Annotated in this window: 19 protein-coding genes; 6 read left to right on the plus strand and 13 right to left on the minus strand. The window is 68.1% G+C overall.

Going from position 1 to position 18,350, the window contains the following annotated elements:
• Positions 1 to 96 precede the first annotated feature (96 nt).
• On the plus strand, positions 97 to 819 hold the full coding sequence (locus tag GGQ97_RS03355) for a porin (protein WP_245197835.1): 723 nt from the start codon (positions 97 to 99) through the stop codon (positions 817 to 819).
• Here the strand turns inward: GGQ97_RS03355 and GGQ97_RS03360 are convergent.
• Positions 816 to 1,304 carry a thiamine phosphate synthase gene (locus GGQ97_RS03360; protein ID WP_168067633.1) on the minus strand — a complete coding sequence of 163 codons (489 nt, stop codon included), beginning with the start codon at positions 1,302 to 1,304 and terminating at the stop codon, positions 816 to 818. The genes GGQ97_RS03355 and GGQ97_RS03360 overlap by 4 nt on opposite strands.
• Positions 1,305 to 1,361: 57 nt before the next feature.
• Between GGQ97_RS03360 and GGQ97_RS03365 the strand changes: the two genes are divergently transcribed.
• The gene (locus tag GGQ97_RS03365; RefSeq protein WP_168067634.1) at positions 1,362 to 2,000 is read left to right on the plus strand and encodes a YggS family pyridoxal phosphate-dependent enzyme; all 639 of its coding nucleotides are present in this window, start codon (positions 1,362 to 1,364) and stop codon (positions 1,998 to 2,000) included.
• A gap of 12 nt (positions 2,001 to 2,012) precedes the next feature.
• On the opposite strand, the gene ribA is transcribed toward GGQ97_RS03365, so the two are convergent.
• The 11 genes from ribA to GGQ97_RS03420 all read right to left on the minus strand — a co-directional run bounded on the left by ribA (position 2,013) and on the right by GGQ97_RS03420 (position 12,337).
• Positions 2,013 to 3,050: a GTP cyclohydrolase II gene (ribA, locus tag GGQ97_RS03370; RefSeq protein ID WP_245197837.1), complete on the minus strand. Its 1,038-nt coding sequence runs from the start codon at positions 3,048 to 3,050 to the stop codon at positions 2,013 to 2,015.
• Positions 3,047 to 3,838, minus strand: a complete 792-nt coding sequence (locus GGQ97_RS03375) for an exodeoxyribonuclease III (RefSeq protein WP_168067635.1) — start codon at positions 3,836 to 3,838, stop codon at positions 3,047 to 3,049. Before GGQ97_RS03375 ends, ribA begins: the two co-directional genes overlap by 4 nt.
• Before the next feature lie 230 nt (positions 3,839 to 4,068).
• A complete protein-coding gene (locus GGQ97_RS03380; protein ID WP_168067636.1) occupies positions 4,069 to 4,689 on the minus strand; it encodes a LolA family protein in 621 nt (206 codons plus the stop codon).
• A gap of 80 nt (positions 4,690 to 4,769) precedes the next feature.
• Positions 4,770 to 5,192: a 6,7-dimethyl-8-ribityllumazine synthase gene (gene ribH / locus GGQ97_RS03385; protein WP_168067637.1), complete on the minus strand. Its 423-nt coding sequence runs from the start codon at positions 5,190 to 5,192 to the stop codon at positions 4,770 to 4,772.
• 1 nt (position 5,193) lies between these two features.
• Positions 5,194 to 6,477 (minus strand): 3,4-dihydroxy-2-butanone-4-phosphate synthase, encoded by a 1,284-nt coding sequence (ribB, locus tag GGQ97_RS03390; RefSeq protein ID WP_168067638.1) that lies wholly within the window; start codon positions 6,475 to 6,477, stop codon positions 5,194 to 5,196.
• Between the two features lie 51 nt (positions 6,478 to 6,528).
• Positions 6,529 to 7,137 (minus strand): riboflavin synthase, encoded by a 609-nt coding sequence (locus tag GGQ97_RS03395; protein ID WP_168067639.1) that lies wholly within the window; start codon positions 7,135 to 7,137, stop codon positions 6,529 to 6,531.
• Positions 7,138 to 7,140: 3 nt separating this feature from the next.
• Positions 7,141 to 8,103 carry a bifunctional diaminohydroxyphosphoribosylaminopyrimidine deaminase/5-amino-6-(5-phosphoribosylamino)uracil reductase RibD gene (gene ribD / locus GGQ97_RS03400; RefSeq protein ID WP_168067640.1) on the minus strand — a complete coding sequence of 321 codons (963 nt, stop codon included), beginning with the start codon at positions 8,101 to 8,103 and terminating at the stop codon, positions 7,141 to 7,143.
• Positions 8,104 to 8,113: 10 nt separating this feature from the next.
• Entirely contained in the window at positions 8,114 to 8,401 is a 288-nt protein-coding gene (locus GGQ97_RS03405) for a hypothetical protein (RefSeq protein WP_168067641.1), read from the minus strand.
• Positions 8,402 to 8,513: 112 nt separating this feature from the next.
• Positions 8,514 to 9,200 carry an energy transducer TonB gene (locus GGQ97_RS03410; RefSeq protein ID WP_168067642.1) on the minus strand — a complete coding sequence of 229 codons (687 nt, stop codon included), beginning with the start codon at positions 9,198 to 9,200 and terminating at the stop codon, positions 8,514 to 8,516.
• A gap of 102 nt (positions 9,201 to 9,302) precedes the next feature.
• Positions 9,303 to 10,622 (minus strand): glutamate--tRNA ligase, encoded by a 1,320-nt coding sequence (gene gltX / locus GGQ97_RS03415; protein WP_168067643.1) that lies wholly within the window; start codon positions 10,620 to 10,622, stop codon positions 9,303 to 9,305.
• 53 nt (positions 10,623 to 10,675) lie between these two features.
• Complete coding sequence (locus tag GGQ97_RS03420) at positions 10,676 to 12,337, minus strand: NAD+ synthase (protein WP_168067644.1); 1,662 nt, start codon at positions 12,335 to 12,337, stop codon at positions 10,676 to 10,678.
• A 79-nt stretch (positions 12,338 to 12,416) separates the two neighbouring features.
• Between GGQ97_RS03420 and GGQ97_RS03425 the strand changes: the two genes are divergently transcribed.
• Positions 12,417 to 13,352, plus strand: a complete 936-nt coding sequence (locus tag GGQ97_RS03425) for a ribose-phosphate pyrophosphokinase (RefSeq protein WP_168067645.1) — start codon at positions 12,417 to 12,419, stop codon at positions 13,350 to 13,352.
• A 43-nt stretch (positions 13,353 to 13,395) separates the two neighbouring features.
• On the opposite strand, the gene GGQ97_RS03430 is transcribed toward GGQ97_RS03425, so the two are convergent.
• On the minus strand, positions 13,396 to 13,581 hold the full coding sequence (locus GGQ97_RS03430) for a PspC domain-containing protein (RefSeq protein WP_168067646.1): 186 nt from the start codon (positions 13,579 to 13,581) through the stop codon (positions 13,396 to 13,398).
• Positions 13,582 to 14,030: 449 nt separating this feature from the next.
• Here GGQ97_RS03430 and GGQ97_RS03435 point away from each other — a divergent pair, with 449 nt between their 5' ends.
• The 3 genes from GGQ97_RS03435 (at position 14,031) to GGQ97_RS03445 (ending at position 18,302) form a co-directional block, all read left to right on the plus strand.
• Positions 14,031 to 14,552, plus strand: coding sequence for a DUF4402 domain-containing protein (locus GGQ97_RS03435; RefSeq protein WP_168067647.1), 522 nt, complete (start codon positions 14,031 to 14,033; stop codon positions 14,550 to 14,552).
• A gap of 177 nt (positions 14,553 to 14,729) precedes the next feature.
• Complete coding sequence (locus tag GGQ97_RS03440) at positions 14,730 to 15,551, plus strand: fimbrial biogenesis chaperone (RefSeq protein WP_168067648.1); 822 nt, start codon at positions 14,730 to 14,732, stop codon at positions 15,549 to 15,551.
• Positions 15,552 to 15,581: 30 nt separating this feature from the next.
• Positions 15,582 to 18,302: an MSCRAMM family protein gene (locus tag GGQ97_RS03445; protein ID WP_168067649.1), complete on the plus strand. Its 2,721-nt coding sequence runs from the start codon at positions 15,582 to 15,584 to the stop codon at positions 18,300 to 18,302.
• The last annotated feature ends 48 nt before the right edge of the window (positions 18,303 to 18,350 follow it).

The following is an 18,350-nucleotide window of genomic DNA, read 5'->3' on the forward strand; positions in this document are numbered from 1 at the left end:
TGTGGATTCGATGTCACAGCGCGGGGGTAAACCCGGAAGCACGTGGAACATTCAGGTTCGCCAATCTATGTAGGGCTTGAAAGGATTGGGGCAGGCATGAGTCGCCGGATGCATGGGAAGGGCAAATGGGCCGTGGCGGTTGCCGCGGTGAGCTTGCTGCTGCCCGCTTCGGTGGTGATCGCTGCTCCGCAGAAGAAGCGTCCGGCGCCGGTGGCGCTGAGCTTCGACAGCGGCTTCACGCCGGCCCAGGCCGATCCGCGACTCGCCGCGGCGCTTGCCAGCCGCCCGGCGCTGGCGTCCGATTTCAGCTTCACCCCCTCGGCCGCCAAGCAGCGTCCTTCGCAGATCCGAATTGCGGTCAGGGCCCGTGCCACCTCGCCGAACCAGGCTGCACTGCGTGAGCGCGCTGCGGCTGCGGCCCCGATGGCGGCTGGCTTGCCGCTCACGCCGGCGTCCTACAATCTCGGCGCGGCTGTGGGCTGGAAGCGGTTCGCCGTCTCCGCCGACGTCAGCAAGGCGCAGGGCGCAACGCCGGCGTTCGCGCCACGTGAAGGCGCGTCGGTGGGCGTCAGCTACAGCACCAAGAAGTTCACCGGCCGGGTCGCTGCCAGCGCCGACCGTGCCGACCGCGAGCGGAGCAGCGCGATCGCTGATCCAACGGCTTATGCCCTCGACGTCGGCGGCGCGTACAACATCAGCCGTAACATCGCGGTGACCGGCGGCGTGAAGTACAAGATCGAGCGCGAGCAGCTCGCGACCTTCCGCGACCAGCGCCGCGACAGCCAGGCGGTCTACGTCGGAACCGCCTTCCGCTTCTAAAGCCAGGCGTCGATCCCGGCCCAGCCGGCCCAGCCGTCACCCATCAATTTTTCTCCCCGATTCCGGTCCACACCGCCCAGCGCATAGGCCGGGCGGCCAGTCAGCAACGCGAGCCGGCGAGCCGCCTCCTCACCAAGCGCCGGCGCACCGGCATGGCTGCGGGTGGCGAACAGGGGGGAGACGAAGACCAGCGCGGGTGACCGATGAGCGGCGGCGCGCGCTTCGCCCTCGTCATGAACGGACAGGCTGAACGGCAAGACGCCCGGATCGCCCTCGGGATTATGGACCAGCGCCGCGCCGACGTCCGCCGCCAGGTCCCTATCGCGAGACACGCCGAGGAGCGCGCCGCTGGCGATCACCGCGTTAGCGATTCTTCGGCGCTCTACTGCCGGAGCGCCATGATGACGGACGATCACCCCCGCTCCAGCCGCAGCCGCGCGGGCGATCGCCGCGCCAAGCGCGTCGCCCATTCGCTCGTCGGTCATCAGCCAGGCCCGCGGCCATGATTGCCTTTGCATCGCCTTTGCTTCTAGCAGCCGCGAATGCCCGATGCAGCCGCCCGACTTCACGCCATCCAGTCCGCCCTCGCCGATGCCGCCCGCGTGGCAAATCGCGTTCCCGCGGACGTCACTCTGGTCGCGGTCAGCAAGAACCGCACGGTCGACGAGATCGAAGCGCTGATCGACGCTGGGCAACGTCATTTCGGCGAGAACCGGGTGCAGGAGGCCGCCACCAAGTGGCCCGAGCTGCGCAGCCGCCATCCCGACGTCGTGCTGCACATGATCGGCCAGCTGCAGTCCAACAAAGCCGAGGAGGCCGCGGCGCTGTTCGATGTCATCCACTCGCTCGACCGGCCAAGCCTTGCCGCGGCGCTGGTCAAGGCACGCTGGAACGGTCCGACCTACGTCCAGGTCAATATCGGGGAGGAGGAGCAGAAGGGCGGAGTCGCGATCGGCGACCTGCCTGCTTTCCTGGACCAGGCGCGTGACCTGCAGGTCGCCGGGCTGATGGCCATTCCCCCGGCCGAGGTCGAGCCGTCGCCCTATTTCGCGCTGCTGGCCAAGCTCGCGCGGCGTCATGGCGTCAGTGGCCTGTCGATGGGAATGAGCGGCGATTACCGCGCCGCGGTGATGCTCGGCGCGACGGTGGTGCGGGTCGGGACGGCGCTGTTCGAGGACTGAGCGCTCCTCGCGTCAGTCGAGGTGGCCACTCTTGGCGGCCTTCACCGCCAGATAATGGGCATTGTGCGGGTTGGCAGGCAGGCGGTGCGCGACCCGTTCGGCGGCGATTCCCTGCGCTTCCAGCCCGGCCAACTTCGCGGGGTTGTTAGTGAGTAGCCGGACCTCGCTGATCCCCAGCGCGCGAAGCATCGCCGCCGCAAGCGCATAATCGCGCTCGTCATCGGCGAACCCAAGGCGCTGGTTGGCTTCCACCGTGTCGAGCCCGCGATCCTGCAGGGCATAGGCACGGATCTTGTTGGCAAGTCCGATCCCACGCCCTTCCTGGCGCAGGTAGAGCAGGATCCCGCCGCCATCCTCGGCCATCAGCCGCAGCGCGGCCTTGAGTTGAGGGCCGCAATCGCACTTGAGGCTGCCGAACACGTCGCCCGTCAGGCACTCGCTATGCAGCCGGGTCAGCGGCGCGCGGCCACCGGGGGCGCCGACCAGCAAGGCGACGTGCTCGCTGCCGTCTTCCTCGGCGCGCATGGCGACGACCTGCGCCGCGATGTCGAGGGTGTCGACCGGAAGGATCGCGCGCGCGGCGATGGTCACTTGCGCAGGCCTGGCGGCAGCCAAGGCCTCGTCCTGCGACAGGCGCAAGGCCGTGTCGGCGCCCAGCAGCCAAAGGGCGGGCATCAGCCCGGCCCGGCGGGCAAGGGCAAGCGCGGCCTGCGCCGCGCCGGGATCCTCCAGCGTGCCGGTCTGCAGCGGGCCCGGGCCGAAGCGATCGAAGTCGCGCCCAGCGTCGACCAGGCCGCGGACGGTTGCCGCATCGAGCCACGGCGCCCTCTCGATCAGGACCGGTTCGCGGGACGAAGCCGAATCGCGCTGGTTGGCGAGGCCGAGGGCGGCGGCCCTTGCGCCGCTCAACACGAGCGCCGCCCTGCCATTGGGATCGAGCAGGCCGAGGAAATCGTCGGTGGCCGTCTCCACGGCAGCAACCGTCATGGCTCCGATGCCGACGGCGCGGCCGGCGCGGAGCGCGGCGATCGCCTCGGCGCCCTTGCTCAAAGCGAAAGCTCGACCACCAGCGGCACGTGGTCGGACGGGCGCTCCCAGGCGCGGCAGGGCTCGTGCACCTTGTGCATGACGGCCTGTGCCGCAACGCTCGGCGAGGCCCACATGTGGTCGAGCCGGCGGCCGCGGTCGTTCTTCGTCCAGTCAGGCGAACGATAGCTCCACCAGGTAAAGCAGCGCTCGGGCGCGGGCACGAACTTGCGGCCGAGGTCGACCCAGTCGTGCGCGGCTTGCAGCCTCGCCAGTGCCTCGATCTCGATTTCGGTGTGGCTGACGACGTCGCGCAGCGCCTTGTGGCTCCATACGTCGCATTCCATCGGCGCGACGTTGAAGTCGCCGACAATGAGCGTGGGCTCCTTGAGGTCCTCGGACCAGCGGGTCATCCGCTCAATGAAATCGAGCTTCTGGCCGAACTTGGGATTGAGCGTTCGGTCGGGAATGTCGCCGCCCGCGGGCACGTAGACATTCTCCAGCCGAAGCCCGTTGGGAAGGCGCGCACCGACATGCCGTGCCTCGCCATTGTCCTGCCAGTCGTGTCGTCCGGGCTCCTCGAGCGGCACGCGGCTGAGGATCGCGACGCCGTGGTGCATCCGTTGCCCGTTGAGGGCGTGATGGACATAGCCGCGCGAGGTGAAGAGCTCGGCGGGAAACACCTTGTCCTCGGACTTGGTTTCCTGAAGGCACAGGATGTCGGGCTGCTCTTCGTCGAGGAAGCGGCCGACGATGGGCACGCGGGCGCGAACGCTGTTGATGTTCCAGCTGGCGATCTTGAGTTTGCTCACGCAACGCCCCTAGCAAGCCGGCCGGCCGAAACGCAAAGGCCGCAACGGAAAAGGCCCCCGCTCCGGGGGCATGGAGCGAGGGCCGACCAAGCGTTCGTCACGCGAGGGACCAGCAGCGAGCCCGGTAACAGGGGGAAACCCAAGCTCATTGCTGCGGTCAGAAGTCCACTTAGGTCGCCGTGCCTGAAGCTCGCATGAACAGTAGCTAATTCAATACGGATCACCGTGACTTAGCGACCCCGCTTGACGGGCTCGCGATAGGTGAAGGCACCGGCGGGGATGGCCACATTGTAGCGCTGGCCATCCAGCTTGACAGTGGTGCGCTTGTTCTGCGCGTCGATCGCGGTCCACCCTTCCAGCATCAGTCCACCCGGCGCCGCGCTGTTCTTGGAGAAGGCAAGCAGCAAGGTGCCGAATTCCGGACGGCGTGCATCACGGGCGCGGACGATCACCACGCCGGGGTTGGTCTGCGGCTCGACCCGAGCGATCCGCCCCAGGTTCGGCTGCGGCGACAGCAGCACCGCCAGCGGCGAGCGCGCGATCGGCCAGGCCGACTTTTGGCCCACCTCGTAATCGACGAAGGTCAGGTTCTTGCCGTCGCCGACCATCACCATGTTTGCGCCCGCGCCATATTCGAAGCGGATCTTGCCGGGACGCTGCAGGCTGAGCGTGCCCGACTGGGTGCGGCCACGGCCGTCCGACTGCGTGAAACGCGCGGTCATGCTGCTGGTCGCGGCAAGGCTCTGCTCGACCGCCTTGAGCGGGGTCGCCTGCTGGGCGATGGCGGCGGGTGCCGCAAGCGACAGCATTGCAGCAACGCCGACCAGGCGCGGGTTGAGGTGCTGAAACATCGAAACTCCTGACGTCATGTTTGCAGGGGCACTAGGCCGAGCGGTTTGAATGCGCTCTGAATTGGGCAGTTCCCTGCCGTTCACCCAACGTAGCGCTGCCGCAACGCCATCATCGCCAGGGCCGCAGCGGCTGCGCCGCCGCCCTTGTCCATCTGCGCGCGGTCGGCGCGGGCAAGCGCCTGCGCTTCGTTCTCGACCGTCAGGATGCCGTTGCCGATCGCCATCCCGGTCAGCGTCAGTTCCATGATCCCCCGCGCGCTTTCGTTGCAGACCACCTCGAAATGATAGGTCTCGCCGCGGATCACAACGCCCAGCGCGACAAAGGCGTCGAAATCGCCGCTCTCGTCGGCCATGGCGATGGCGGCTGGGACTTCGAGCGCGCCGGGGACGGTCAGTGTCTCATGGCTGTGGCCGGCCTCCTCGATCGCGGCGCGGGCACCGGCGAGGAGGAGGTCGTTGAGATGCTCGTAGAAGCGGGCTTCGACGATCAGGATGTGGGCCATGTCAGGCATCTCCCCCGATGCAGCGTTCCTCGATGATGGCGAGTCCGTAGCCGCTGAGTCCGACGGGCGAGTGGCGGGTGTTGGACAGGAGGATCATGTCGTGGATTCCCAGCGCCGCGAGGATCTGCGCGCCGATTCCGTAGCTGCGCAGCGCTTCGCCTTCTTCCACTTCCTTGCCGACCCGGCGGTCGGCCGCGCGCGACAGCGATCCGGGGCTTGCCGCATGAAGCGCCACCACGACGCCTGAACCCTGCTCCTCGATCATCTTCATCGCACCGGCCAGCAGACCGCCCCGCTCCGACGGCTCGCCAAGGACATCGGCGAACAGGTCGAGGCTGTGCATGCGCACCATCACCGGCTCCTCGGGGTTTAGCGGGCCGAGGATAAGCGCAAGCTGCTCGGCACCGGTCGCCTTGTCGCGAAACACTTGGGCCTGCCACTCCTGCCCCGACGGGCTGTCGAACGGCGTCGCGGCGACCCGTTCGACCAGATGGTCGCGGCGCAGGCGATAGGCGATCAGGTCGCGGATCGTGCCGATCTTCAGGCTGTGCTGCCGCGCGAACTCGATCAGGTCGTCGAGCCGGGCCATGGTCCCGTCCTCGCGCATGATCTCGCAGATCACCCCCGAAGGGTTGAGCCCGGCGAGGCGGCTGACGTCGACCGCGGCCTCGGTATGGCCGGCGCGGACCAGCACGCCACCGGGGCGTGCGACAAGGGGAAAGACGTGACCGGGGGAGACCAGATCCTCGGAACTGTTGTTGGCATCGATCGCGACCGCGATGGTGCGGGCCCGGTCGGCCGCGCTGATCCCGGTCGAGACGCCGGTGCGGGCCTCGATGGAGACGGTGAACGCCGTTTCATGGCGGGTCCCGTTGGTCCGCGCCATCAAGGGCAAGCCAAGCCCGTCGATCCGTTCCTTGGTCAGCGCCAGGCAGATCAGCCCGCGGCCGTGACGGGCCATGAAGTTGATCGCGTCGGGGGTGGCCATCTGCGCGGGGATGACGAGGTCGCCCTCATTCTCGCGATCGTCGTCGTCGACGAGGATGAACATCCGCCCGTTGCGGGCCTCGTTGATGATCGCCTCCGGACCGACCAGCACCTCGGTGGTGCCCTTGGCGAGCAGCTTCTCCAGGCGACCGAGCGTGTCGGCGGTCGGATTCCAGTCGGATGATCCGAGCTTGCGCAGGGAATTGGGGTGAAGTCCGGCCGCGCGGGCAAGTCCGGACCGGCTGATCTCGCCAGTCTCGATGATGGCGGTCAGTCGTTCGATGAGATCGGTAGCCATGAGGCCCAGTATCACACTCGAATGTGAGAAGCGATAGCTTCCCCACCCACTTCAGTGTGCGGCGCGTGCCGCGACCATCCGCTGCAGATAACGGGCAAGCACGTCGATCTCCACGTTCAGCGCGCGGCCGACGGAGAGGCCGGCGAGAGTGGTCTGCTGCGCGGTGTGGGGAATGATGTTCACGCTGAAATGGGTCTGCGCGCCCACGTCGCGGACATCGTTGACGGTGAGGGACACGCCATCGAGCGTCACAGACCCCTTGGCCGCCAGCATCGGCCCGAGAGCCGCCGGTACGGCAAGCCCGACGCGGAGGCTGTCGCCTTCGGGGCACAGGCCGATCACCTCGGCCAGACCGTCGACATGGCCGGTGACCAGATGTCCGCCGAGCTCGTCGCCAAGCCGAAGCGCGCGTTCGAGGTTGAGGCGCGCCCCTTCCTGCCACAGGCCCGGTGCGGTTCTGGACACGGTTTCGGCGCTCAGATCGACGGCAAACCAGCCCTCACCCTTGTCCACCACGGTCAGGCAGGCGCCAGAGCAGGCGATGGACGCGCCGAGGTCGACCCCGCCCATGTCGTAGCCGCACTCGATCACCAGTCGGAGGTCGCCCCGCTGCTGGGCGGTGCGGACGGTTCCCACGTCGGTGATGATGCCGGTGAACATGGTTCAGTTTTCCTCGGAGCGGACGCGCTCGTAGACTTCGAGCCGGTCGATGCCAAGCTGGCGCCCGTCGCGCGGCTCCCACCGGCCATGCGCATCGCCGATCGCGTCGAGCCCGATATAGCCGACGCTCTGCCGCCCCTCGCCGATGATGATGGGCGCGCGGTAGAGGAGAATGCGGTCGACCAGGTCCTCGGCGAGGAAGGCAGTGGCGGTGGACGAACCGCCTTCGACCAGCAGGTCGTTGACGTCATGAAGCCGGAAGACGTCGGCCGGTGAGCGCAACATCTCCCACCCCTCGACGGGCTCGCCGCGGCTGAGCAAGGCGCGGCGCGGGGAGCGTTCCTCGAGCCCGGGAAGTCGCACGTCGAGCTTGGGCCGATCGGCCGCCAGCGTGCCGCGCCCGACCAGGATCATGTCGCAATGGGCGCGTTCGAGGTGAACATGGGCGCGCGCGTCCTCGCCGGTGATCCACTTTGATTCGCCCGAGGGAAGCGCGATCTTGCCGTCGATCGACAGCGCGAGCTTGAGGGTGATGCGGGGGCGCCCGAGCGCCTGCCGCGTGAGCCAGCCGGCCATGCCGTCGCGGGCCAGGTCGGCGCCCGGGCCAAGGCGGACGTCGATCCCGGCGCCGCGAAGACGCTGCAGCCCCTCGCCCGCGGTGCGCGGATCAGGATCCTCGATCGCCGCGACCACTGCGGCGACGCCGCTGGCGAGGATCAGGTCGGTGCACGTCGGCCCCCGCGGGCTGCGGTGATTGCACGGTTCTAGCGTTGTGTAGAGCGTCGCGCCGGACGCGCGCTCGCCGGCAAGGGCGAGGGCGATGGATTCGGCATGGGGCCGTCCGCCGGGGGCCGTCGCGCCCTGGCCGACAATGTCGCCATCGGCGCCGACGATCAGGCAACCGACGTTGGGGTTGGGAGCCGTCGTTCCACGCGCGGCGGCACCCAGCCGGGCCGCCTCCGCCATCCACTCGGCGTCACTCCTCGATGCCGAAGCTATTGGCGATCTCCTTGAACTGCTCCTGCCGGACCGCGGCCCGCTCCTCGCGCGCCTTCTGGTCCTTGACCTGGTCGGCCTTGATCTCGGCATCGGTGCGATTGGCCGACCAGCTTTCCGGGTAGATGACGGTCACCGGCGGGGCGGTGTTCACCTTGGCGTCGAGGAAGAAGACCACGATGATGACCACCGTGAAGAGGATGCTGAGTCCGGCGGCGATGGTTTGCTCGCGGCCGCGCCGGCGGAACACGGCCCGAAGGTCGCGCAACGCCGTCCTGGGACTGTGCATCGGAGGAAAAAAGCCCATGGCGGGGATGTAGGGGGTCAGGTGCCGCGCGGCAATTGGACCGCTCTCACCGGTGCGAGAGCGGTCCGCATCGTCATTCCTCCAGCTCGAACCGCAGCGTGATGGTCAGTACCGAAGCCACCGCGCGGCCGTCCTCGGTGGCTGGCCGGTAGCGCCAGTAACGGACGAGATGGTTGCGGGCCGCAGCGAGGAAAGCGGGATCGGCGGCGGCGAGTGGTTCGACCGCGGTCACCCGCCCGCGGGCATCGATCGACAGGCGCAGTCGAAGCACCGCCTCGGCCTCGGTCCGCCGCATCGATTCGGGGTAAGGCGGCCGAAGCAGGTCTGCCGGAGTCGCCGCGCGCGGGCCGACCCGGACGATCGCCGGCTGCGGCTGCGGCGGAAGGGGTGGCGGCAGCGTGGCTTCGAGCGCCGGTCCGATGTCGGGCACCTGGCTGTTGATGCTTGGCCCCAGGTCGAAGCTGTCGGCGGGTTGCGGGGACTGGATCACGGGCGGGATGCGGTCGATCTGGCTGTCGGGCGGCGGCGGGAGCACCGTGTCACGCTGCACCTGCGGCTTGGCTTCGGGCACCGGCTGCGGCGGGGGCGGCGGCAGCGGGACGTTATAAATCTCGGTCCGGCCCGGTGGCGCCAAGCCATCGACGTGCATCTTGGCGGTAATCAGCAATCCGATCGCGATCGCATGTCCGGCGACGATCATCACCAGGGTGGGAGGACTGAGCCGGCGCCGGCTCCTCTGGTTGGCGGCATAGGCAAGCATGGCAACCTCCTCTTCATCGCGAGTCGATGTAGAGGATGTTACATCATTACATTTAAGGTGCAAGCGCTCTGGTCAGCGCCGGCCGGACACACGAAATGGCGGTCAGGTCCTGGCGCCGGCTTCCAGCCGCGCGAGGCTGCGCTTGCGCCCGATCAGCCGTAGCAGGGGCGCCATCTCGGGTCCGCTTTCCCGGCCCGTCAGTGCCAGCCGCAGCGGCTTGAACAGCGCCTTGCCCTTGCGGCCGGTGTCAGCCTTCAGCTGGTCGGTGAGGGCGTGCCAGGGATCGGCCGACCAATCGACCGCGGCGGCCAAAGCGGCGGCCTCCGCGAGGAAGGCGCGATCCTCGGCTGGGAGGTCGGGGGCCGCAAGGTCGCCTTGCACGACTTCCTGCCAGGCATCGATTTCGGTGACGTGGTCGAGCGCGGTCCGAAGGACGCTCCAGCTGCCCTCGTCCACCCACGCCGGCACGCGTTCGGCCACCGCGGCGAACGGCATGGCGTGCAGCAGCCGGGCATTCAGCTGCTCGACCTCACCCATATCGAAATGCGCTGGGGCACGCCCGAAGTGCGCGAAGTCGAAGCTCGCCGCCAGTGGCTCGAGGTCGGCAACCGCCTCGACCGGCTGGCTGGTGCCGAGCCTCGCGAGCAGGCTCAGCAAGGCCATCGGCTCCAGCCCGCGCTCCTGCATCTCGCCGACACCGACCGCACCGAGGCGCTTCGACAGCTTGCCCTCAGCAGCCACCAGCAAGGCTTCGTGAGCAAGCCGCGGCGGCTCGGCGCCGAGCGCAGCGAACATCTGCAATTGGACCGCGCTGTTGGACACGTGGTCCTCGCCCCGAACGATGTGGGTGATGCCAAGGTCGATGTCGTCGATTACGCTTGGCAGCAGATACAGCCAGCTGCCATCGGCGCGGCGGATGACGGGGTCCGACAGCAGGTGCGGGTCGAACTTCTGTTCGCCGCGGACCAAATCGTCCCACCCGATCGGCTGCTCATGGTCGAGGCGGAAGCGCCAGTGCGGTGCACGGCCCTCGACCGGCGTATTCTCGCCCTCGGGCCGCTCGTAGATCGGCGGCAGGCCACGCCCGAGCAGGATCTTGCGGCGAAGGTCGAGCTCCTCCGGAGTCTCGTAGCAAGCATAGATGCGGCCCGCTGCGCGCAATTGCTCGAACTGCCGCTCATAGAGGGCGAAGCGATCGGACTGGCGGACCATGTCGTGCGGGTGCAGCCCGAGCCAGGCGAGATCGGCATGGATCGCCTGCTCGGCCTCTGCCGTCGAGCGCTCGCGGTCGGTGTCGTCGACCCGCAGCAGGAACCGTCCGCCATGCCGCCTGGCGAACAGGAAGTTGTGCAGCGCCGTGCGGATGTTGCCGACATGCAGGCGGCCGGTCGGCGAGGGGGCAAAGCGGGTAACGACGGTCATGGCCGTGCGCCTATCGCCCTCGGGCGGCCAAGGCTAGTTGCGGCCGAACCATCTCAATCGCCGGTCCGGAACGCATTGGTGATCGGATAGCGGCGGTCGCGGCCGAAGTTGCGGCCGCCCAGCTTGACCCCGGGCGGGGCCTGCCGGCGCTTGTATTCGGCGCGCAGAACCATCGTTTCCAGACTTGCGACCAGCGCGACCTCGCTGCCGGTTTCCGACGCGACCTCGTGGACGCTGAGCTCGCGATCGATCAGCCCGTGGAGGATGGGATCGAGCTTTTCATAAGGCGGCAGGCTGTCCTCGTCCTTCTGGTCATGGCGCAGCTCGGCCGAGGGCGGCTTGGTGATGACCCGCTCCGGCATCACCGGTCCGGCGGGGCCGAGCAGGCCTTCGGGCCGCCCTTCGTTGCGCCACCGCGAAAGCTTGAAGACGGTGGTCTTGTAGGCGTCCTTCAGCACCGAATAACCGCCCGCCATGTCCCCGTAGAGGGTGGCGTAGCCGACGCTCATCTCGCTCTTGTTGCCGGTGGTCAGAAGCATCGGGCCGAACTTGTTGCTGAGCGCCATCAGAGTGACCATCCGGAGGCGGGCCTGGATATTCTCCTCCGCCAGGTCGCGCGGCCGGCCCTCGAAGGAACTGCCGAGCATGGTGTCGAGGGCGTCGACCGCCGCCGCGATCGGTATGACGTCATGCCGGATTCCGAGCAGCCGCGCGCAGCCTTCCGCGTCGTCTAGGCTGTGCTGGCTGGTGAAGGCGGAGGGCATCATCACCGCCCACACCTTGTCGGCACCGAGGGCATCCACCGCGACCGCCGCCGAGAGAGCCGAATCGATCCCGCCCGACAGGCCGAGCAGCACGCCCGGGAAGCCGTTGCGAGTGACGTAGTCGCGCAGGGCGACCACCATCGCGAGATAGACATCCTCGGGGTAGGGCGACAGCGCGTGGAGATCGCGGGTAGCGCAGGTCCAGCGGTCATCCTCGCCCTTGTGCCACTGGGTGAACAGCAATTGCTCTTCCCAGTCGCGCATCTGGATGATCCGCTCGCCATCGGCGTTGAACACCATCGAGCTGCCGTCGAACGCGAGCTCGTCCTGCCCGCCGACCCGGTTGAGGTAGACCAGCGGCAAGCCGACCGCCCGCGAGCGACCGCTGAACAGCCGCTGGCGAAGGTCGTCCTTGTCGATCTCGTAAGGACTGCCGTTGGGGCTGAGCAGGATTTCCGCGCCGCGCTCTGCCAGATGCCGCGGCACGTCCTCCAGCCACAAATCCTCGCAGATCGGGAAGCCGATGCTGACACCCTTGAAGGTGAAGGGCTCGGGTAGCGGGCCGGCGGCGAACACGCGCTTTTCGTCGAAGGTGCCGTAGTTGGGCAGCTCGCGCTTGAGGGTCACGAACAATTCGCGGCCTTCGTCAGCGAGGATCAGCGCATTATAAGCCTTGCCCTCGCGCAGCACGATCGAGCCGAACGCGACTGCCGGGCCGGGTTCCTCTGTGGCGGCCACCAGGGCTGCGGTGGCGGCCTCGGTTTCCCGCAGGAAGGCCGGTTTCAGCACCAGGTCTTCGGGCGGATAGCCGACCAGTTGCAGTTCGGGAACCAGCAGCAGGTCGGCTCCGACGGCCTGGCGGCGCATCGCCAGGATCGCCTCGGCATTGGCGGCCAGGTCGCCGACTTTCTGGTTCATCTGGGCGAGCGCAATCGTCAGGCGGTCGGTCATTCAATGGTCCTAGGCGATCACGCGGGCTTTCGTCCAACGCCCGAGGTGGCTAGGGGACGCTGGCGACAAGGGGAGCATTATGAAACTGCTGGCCGGCAATTCCAACGCGCCGCTTGCACGCGCGATCAGCGACTATCTCGAGATTCCGCTGACCAAGGCAAGCGTCCGCCGCTTCGCCGACGAGGAGATCTTCGTCGAGATCCACGAAAATGTCCGCGGCGAGGACGTCTTCCTGATCCAGTCGACCAGCTATCCCGCCAACGACAATCTGATGGAATTGCTGATCTGCATCGACGCGCTGCGCCGCGCGTCGGCCAAGCGGATCACCGCCGTCATGCCCTACTTCGGCTATGCCCGGCAGGACCGGAAGCCCGGGCCCCGCACCCCGATCTCGGCCAAGCTGGTGGCGAATCTGATCACCACCGCCGGTGCCAACCGGGTGCTGTCGGTCGACCTTCACGCCGGGCAGATCCAGGGTTTCTTCGACATTCCGACCGACAATCTGTTCGGCGCCCCGGTAGTGAGCGCGGACATCCAGGCCCGCTTCGGCGACCAGCCGATCACCGTCGTCTCGCCGGACGTCGGCGGCGTGGTGCGCGCGCGCAGCCTGGCCAAGCGGCTCGAAAATGCGCCGCTGGCGATCGTCGACAAGCGGCGCGAAAAGGCCGGCGAATCGGAGGTGATGAACATCATCGGCGATGTCGAGGGGCGCTTCTGTATCCTGATCGACGATATCGTCGATTCGGCCGGCACCCTGTGCAACGCCGCTGCCGCGCTCAAGGCGCAGGGCGCGCGCGGCGTGGTCGCTTATGTCACTCATGGCGTGCTGTCGGGCGGTGCCGCGGCGCGGGTCGCGGCGAGCGAGCTGACCGAGCTGGTGGTCACCGACAGCATCTATTCCGGTGAAACCGACCTCCCCGGGACTAAGATCCGGCGGCTGACGATCGCGCCGCTACTGGCCGAGGCGGTACGCCGGATCGCCGACGAATCGAGCGTATCCAGCCTGTTCGATTGAGAACGGGCGGGCCGCTGCAGATCGGCCCGCGTGACCGATCGGCTCAGCCCTGCGGCGCGAGGACACCTGCGGCGACATAGAGCACTGCTGCGACCGGGCCGGTGACGAGCACCGCGAGAATGATGGCCAGCCTGATCACCAGCGGGTCGGTGCCGGTCATGTCGGCAAGCCCGGCGCCAACGCCCATCAGTTTCGCGTCGGTGTGGTTAAGAACAAAGCGGCGATTCATCTTGGTGGTCCTTGAAAGAGTGGGGTTGCGGTTCAGGCGATCGGAAGCGGGCCGACGGCGGCGCTGACGAACAGCATGGCAGCGACGAAAGCGCCCGAAAGCGAAACGGCGAGCTGGCGGAAGTTGAGGGCGGTAGTCATGTCATCTGGCTCCTGTTTTTGGCTGGTCCGGCGTCGTGCCGGTCCATGCCAAGGGTAATGCAGGAGCCGTGCCAGTTTGTTCTTTCCAGCCCTTTTCAACAGCTTGGGCCGAAGCAGCAATGCCGGGCGCAACGGTCCGCCCTGCCAAGTTGGGAAAGTTCACCACAGGATGGTCCGATCGCCAGCAATCCCCAACGGCCTGTTAACCATCCTCGCCAGCGAAGCCGAAAGACATGAGGGTTAATAGCCGGCTTACCGCGTTGCTTGGGCTTCTGGCTCGGCGCGCCTGATGTGGGGACAGATAATATCATGAAGAAGACGATCCTTGTTGCGGCCGCGCTGGCCGCTGTTGCCGCCGCAAGCCCGGCCGCTGCCCAGAACGCGACCTCGGCCAGCCCGCGCGCCCTTGCCGGCGCCCGCCTGATCAAGCCGCTGACGCTGACCGCCCTGCGCGATCTCAACTTCGGCACCATCGTCATGGGCACGATCAGCGGCGACCAGACCGTCAGCATCAGCGGTGCCGGCGTGGTCGGCTGCGGCGCGCCGGGCGGTGGCCTGACCTGCGCCGGTACGCCGGTCTCGGCCGGCTATCGCATCACCGGCACGCAGGGACAGGTCGTGACCATCTCCTCGGCCGCCGCCAGCTTCCCGCTGACCGGCTCGAACGGTGGCACGCTGGCCTTCACCCCGAGCTTCCCGGCGTCGCTGACGCTCGGCAATTCGGGCAGCCCGGGCAACGACTTCAACGTCGGTGGCTCGGTCGTCATCAACAGCAGCAGCGTCGACGGGGTCTATTCGGGCCAGATCGATATCCAGGTCGCCTATCAATAAGCAGCCGATCCATCCGGATTGGTGATCAGAGGGGGCGGTTCCGCAAGGAGCCGCCCTTTCTGCATGCCAGCCCGGGCCGTTCACCGCGGCATGGTTAGCGCTTCATCAACCATTGGCTGCGAGAACGCTCCGATATGGTGGCAAATCGTGCCGCCATGGGGGAGCCCGTCGCACGCCATGTCCATTACCGCCCGTTTCGCCCTTCGTGCCGCCCTGCTTGCGCCGCTGGTCGCCCTGGCGCCCCCGGCGAATGCTGGCGTCGGCGACCTGCTGGTGGCGCCGACCCGGATCATCCTCAACAACGGTCGCGGCACCGAGATCATTCTCAACAACATCGGTGACGAGACCGCCACCTATCGCATCAGCGTCGAGCTGAAGCGGATGCGAAGCGACGGTTCGTTCGAAGAGGTTTCGACGCCCGATGCCCGCGAAGCGACCGCCCGCGACATGATCGTCTATGCCCCGCGCCGCGTCGTCCTGCCGCCGCGCCAGCCGCAGACCATCCGGATCGCCGCCCGCGCGCCGGCCGGCCTCGCCGATGGCGAATATCGCGTCCACCTCCTGTTCCGGGCCGTCCCGGCGGCCCAGCCGCCGGTGCAGACCCCGGCCGACTTCAAGGGCATCGGCTTTGCGCTGACCCCGGTCTACGGCGTCACCATTCCGGTCATCGTGCGGCTCGGCAATCTTTCGGCCAAGGCGGGGATCGCCAACGTCGGCAAGGTGGTGCTGGAAGGCCGCCCAGCGGTAGCGATGGAGCTGACCCGCGCGGGCTCCCGCTCGACCTTCGGCGAGGTGCGGGTACTCAAGGCCGGGCTCAAGGAGCCGCTCGCCGTCCAGCGCGGCGTTGCCGTCTACACCGAGATCGACCGCCGCACGGTCACCGTCCCGATCAGCGAGGAATTGCTTGCGCAGGCGAGTGGCCCGGTCACGGTGCAATATCTCGAGACCGTCGATGGCGTGTCGACCACGCTCGCCGAAACGAGCGCGATCCTGCGCTAAACCGGGCGGGCGGGGGCCGAGGCGCAGATCATGCTTAAGGGCTGGCTCCGGCTGCCTTTGACGCTGCTTGCGGCGGCGGGCCTCGGCTTCGCCGCGCCCGCGTCGGCACCGCCGTCCGGTCCGGCGTGGAGCGCTGACCCGGACAGCCAGTATCTGCTCGACCTCCAGATCCGACAGCGCCTGCTCGGCGATGGAGTGCGGGCCTATCCGGTGCCAGAGGGCACCTGCGTCATTCTCGGCGATCTCGTCACCGCGCTCGACCTTCCGATCAAGATCGACCTCGCCGCGCGGCGTGCCGACGGCTGGGCCTTCAAGGAGGCCAACCGCCTGCTGATCGACCGCAAGGCCGGCAAGGTCGCGTTCGGCACGAGCGGCAACGAGGCGATCGCCCCGACCGCGATCCGCGATGCGCCGGACGGCTGGTGCGTCGAGACCGCCACTCTTTCGCGCTGGCTCGGCCTCGCGGTCCAGGCGCGCACCGACGCCGCGCTCTTGCTGCTCAACAGCGAGGAGAAGTTGCCGGTCGAGCTTGCCGCCGAGCGGCGGGAGCGGGCGGCGCGGCTAACCAGAGCAAGCCTGCCGATGTCCGCCCTGCCGCGCGTCACCCTTCCCTACCGCATGTGGCGGACGCCCAGCGTCGACGTCATGATGGACGCCGGCGTCACCTATTCCGCCGGCAGCGGTGCAAAGATCGACCACCGTGCAAGCATTCTCGCCGCCGGCGAGGCGCTGCAGATGAGCTATGACGCGCGGGTATCGACCAACAAACGCGGACTGCCGACCGGCTTGCGGTTCCGCGCCTACCGCTCCGACCCCGACGGAGGATTGCTCGGGCCGCTCAAGGCCACCCATGCCGCAGTGGGCGATGTCGAGGGCATCGGCAGCCCGGTCGCAGGCGGCACCGCCACCGGGCGCGGTGCGATGGTCACCAACCGGCCGCTGTTCCAGTCGGTCGCCTTCGACCGCACCCAGTTCAGCGGCGAGCTTCCGCCCGGCTGGGATGCCGAACTCTATCGCAACGGTGAACTGGTCGCCTTTGCCGGGGCGGATCCCAACGGCCGCTATCGCTTCGACGACGTCGCCCTCGGCTTCGGCGACAATTATTTCGAGATCGTCACCTACGGTCCGCAGGGCCAGGTCAAGCGGCGGGCCGAAAGCCTGACCGTCGGCCAGAGCGCGGTGCCGCCGGGCGAGACCCATTATTGGGCAGGGATCGTCGATCCCGGTCGCGACCTGGTCGAACTTCATCGCGGCGGCGCACCCCCCAGTCGCGAGGCCGGATGGCGCGGCGGCGCAAGCATCGAGCACGGGCTGGACCGGCGCACCTCCGTGGCGGCGCTGGTCCAGACGTTGAGCATCGACGACAAGCGCGTCACTTATGTCGAGGGCACGGTGCGGCGGTCGATCGGGCCGGCGGTGACCGAATTCGGCGCGGCGCGTGACAGTGCTGGCGGCCTGGCGCTGCGCGGCCAGGCCTTGGCCAAGATCGGCGCCACCAATCTCGCCTGGAGCAGTTTCTGGAGCCGCGACTTCGCCGCTCGTCCGCAAGGACTGTCCGCGACCAGCGAGCATCGCTTCAGTATCGATGCGCCGCTCAAGCTGGGCGGCGACTTCGTGCTTCCGCTTCACGGCGACGTCCGCGTTGCCGGGCGCAAGGATGGCGGACGGACGATCGAGGCCAATGCGCGGACCAGCGTGATGCTCAGCCGCTTCAACCTCGCCACCCTCGTTCGCTGGCGCAGCGAGCGTCCGCCTGGCGGCTTGCCGGGGCGCCAACAGGTCGAAGCGGGGCTGATCGGCAGTGGCCGGATCGGACCCGTCCGCTTGCGCGGAACGACCGAGATGGAAATCGCGCCGTCGACCAGGCTGCGGCGGGTCGAGCTATCGGGCTATTGGCGCGGCAGCGGGACGGCCGACTGGGAAGGGGCCATCGCTTATGAAGGGCTCGACCGCAGGCTGCGCGGGCGGATGACGCATGTTCGCCGTTTCGATGCCTTCGCGGTTGCCGGCACGGTTGAAGCGGCAACCGACGGGTCGGTCGCGGCGGGCCTCAATCTCAGCTTCTCGCTCGACCGCGGTAGTTCGGGTTGGCGCGCCAGCCGCCAATCGCTCGCCGCGACCGGCAGCGTCCGCGCGCAACTGTTCCGTGACGACAATGGCAATGGCCTGCGGGACAAGGGCGAAGCGCTGGAGCAGGGAGCGATCCTGACCGCCGGAAGCCGGCCCGCCGACCGTCCGAGCGGCAGGGATGGCTGGGCAACGGTCGCCGGCCTCGACAATTATCGTCCGGTCGCGATCGGGGTCGATGCCAGCTCGCTCAGCGATCCCAATTTGGTGCCGACCATCGCCGGCCAGATCATCGTTCCGCGCCCCGGGGTATCGGCCGAACTGATGATCCCGCTGGCCGGTGGCGGTGCGATCGAAGGCAGCTTGCTGAAAGACGGCGGAAGCGCGTTCGAGGGACTCGATATCGAGCTGGTCGATGCGAGCGGCAAGGTCGTTGCCCAGGCGCGCAGCGATTACGACGGGTTTTTCCTGTTCGAACGGGTGCCGCCGGGCCGCTACGCCCTGCGCCTGACCGAACCCAGCCGTTCGGCGGCGCAGGCCCTGTCGGCGTCACTCCGCGCCATGGTCGAGCTTCAGCCAGAGCAGGCGGTCACCAGGCTCGGCCCGATCATCGTCAAGGCCGCGCCTCGACTGGCGGCCGTTAACCAAGAAGTCGTCTCAGGCGACTTTCTTGCTTCGCGATAGGATCCGGACCGGAGTTTGGGGAGGTTCCCCCTCCCGGCCAGGGAGGGG

Origin of the sequence: Sphingomonas kaistensis, from assembly GCF_011927725.1 — a bacterium.
In the GTDB taxonomy this organism is placed as follows: Bacteria; Pseudomonadota; Alphaproteobacteria; order Sphingomonadales; family Sphingomonadaceae; genus Sphingomicrobium; species Sphingomicrobium kaistense.

Bases quoted from the DNA above. Each gene is read 5' to 3' on its own strand.
- GGQ97_RS03355 (WP_245197835.1), top strand. From the start codon at position 97: ATGAGTCGCCGGATGCATGGGAAGGGCAAATGGGCCGTGGCGGTTGCC.
- GGQ97_RS03360 (WP_168067633.1), bottom strand. From the start codon at position 1,304: ATGACCGACGAGCGAATGGGCGACGCGCTTGGCGCGGCGATCGCCCGC.
- ribB (WP_168067638.1), bottom strand. From the start codon at position 6,477: ATGGCTACCGATCTCATCGAACGACTGACCGCCATCATCGAGACTGGC.
- GGQ97_RS03445 (WP_168067649.1), top strand. From the start codon at position 15,582: ATGCTTAAGGGCTGGCTCCGGCTGCCTTTGACGCTGCTTGCGGCGGCG.
- GGQ97_RS03435 (WP_168067647.1), top strand. From the start codon at position 14,031: ATGAAGAAGACGATCCTTGTTGCGGCCGCGCTGGCCGCTGTTGCCGCC.
- GGQ97_RS03440 (WP_168067648.1), top strand. From the start codon at position 14,730: ATGTCCATTACCGCCCGTTTCGCCCTTCGTGCCGCCCTGCTTGCGCCG.
- GGQ97_RS03430 (WP_168067646.1), bottom strand. From the start codon at position 13,581: ATGAATCGCCGCTTTGTTCTTAACCACACCGACGCGAAACTGATGGGC.
- GGQ97_RS03380 (WP_168067636.1), bottom strand. From the start codon at position 4,689: ATGTTTCAGCACCTCAACCCGCGCCTGGTCGGCGTTGCTGCAATGCTG.
- GGQ97_RS03420 (WP_168067644.1), bottom strand. From the start codon at position 12,337: ATGACCGACCGCCTGACGATTGCGCTCGCCCAGATGAACCAGAAAGTC.
- GGQ97_RS03410 (WP_168067642.1), bottom strand. From the start codon at position 9,200: ATGCTTGCCTATGCCGCCAACCAGAGGAGCCGGCGCCGGCTCAGTCCT.
- GGQ97_RS03425 (WP_168067645.1), top strand. From the start codon at position 12,417: ATGAAACTGCTGGCCGGCAATTCCAACGCGCCGCTTGCACGCGCGATC.
- GGQ97_RS03395 (WP_168067639.1), bottom strand. From the start codon at position 7,137: ATGTTCACCGGCATCATCACCGACGTGGGAACCGTCCGCACCGCCCAG.
- ribD (WP_168067640.1), bottom strand. From the start codon at position 8,103: ATGGCGGAGGCGGCCCGGCTGGGTGCCGCCGCGCGTGGAACGACGGCT.
- gltX (WP_168067643.1), bottom strand. From the start codon at position 10,622: ATGACCGTCGTTACCCGCTTTGCCCCCTCGCCGACCGGCCGCCTGCAT.
- ribH (WP_168067637.1), bottom strand. From the start codon at position 5,192: ATGGCCCACATCCTGATCGTCGAAGCCCGCTTCTACGAGCATCTCAAC.
- GGQ97_RS03365 (WP_168067634.1), top strand. From the start codon at position 1,362: ATGCCCGATGCAGCCGCCCGACTTCACGCCATCCAGTCCGCCCTCGCC.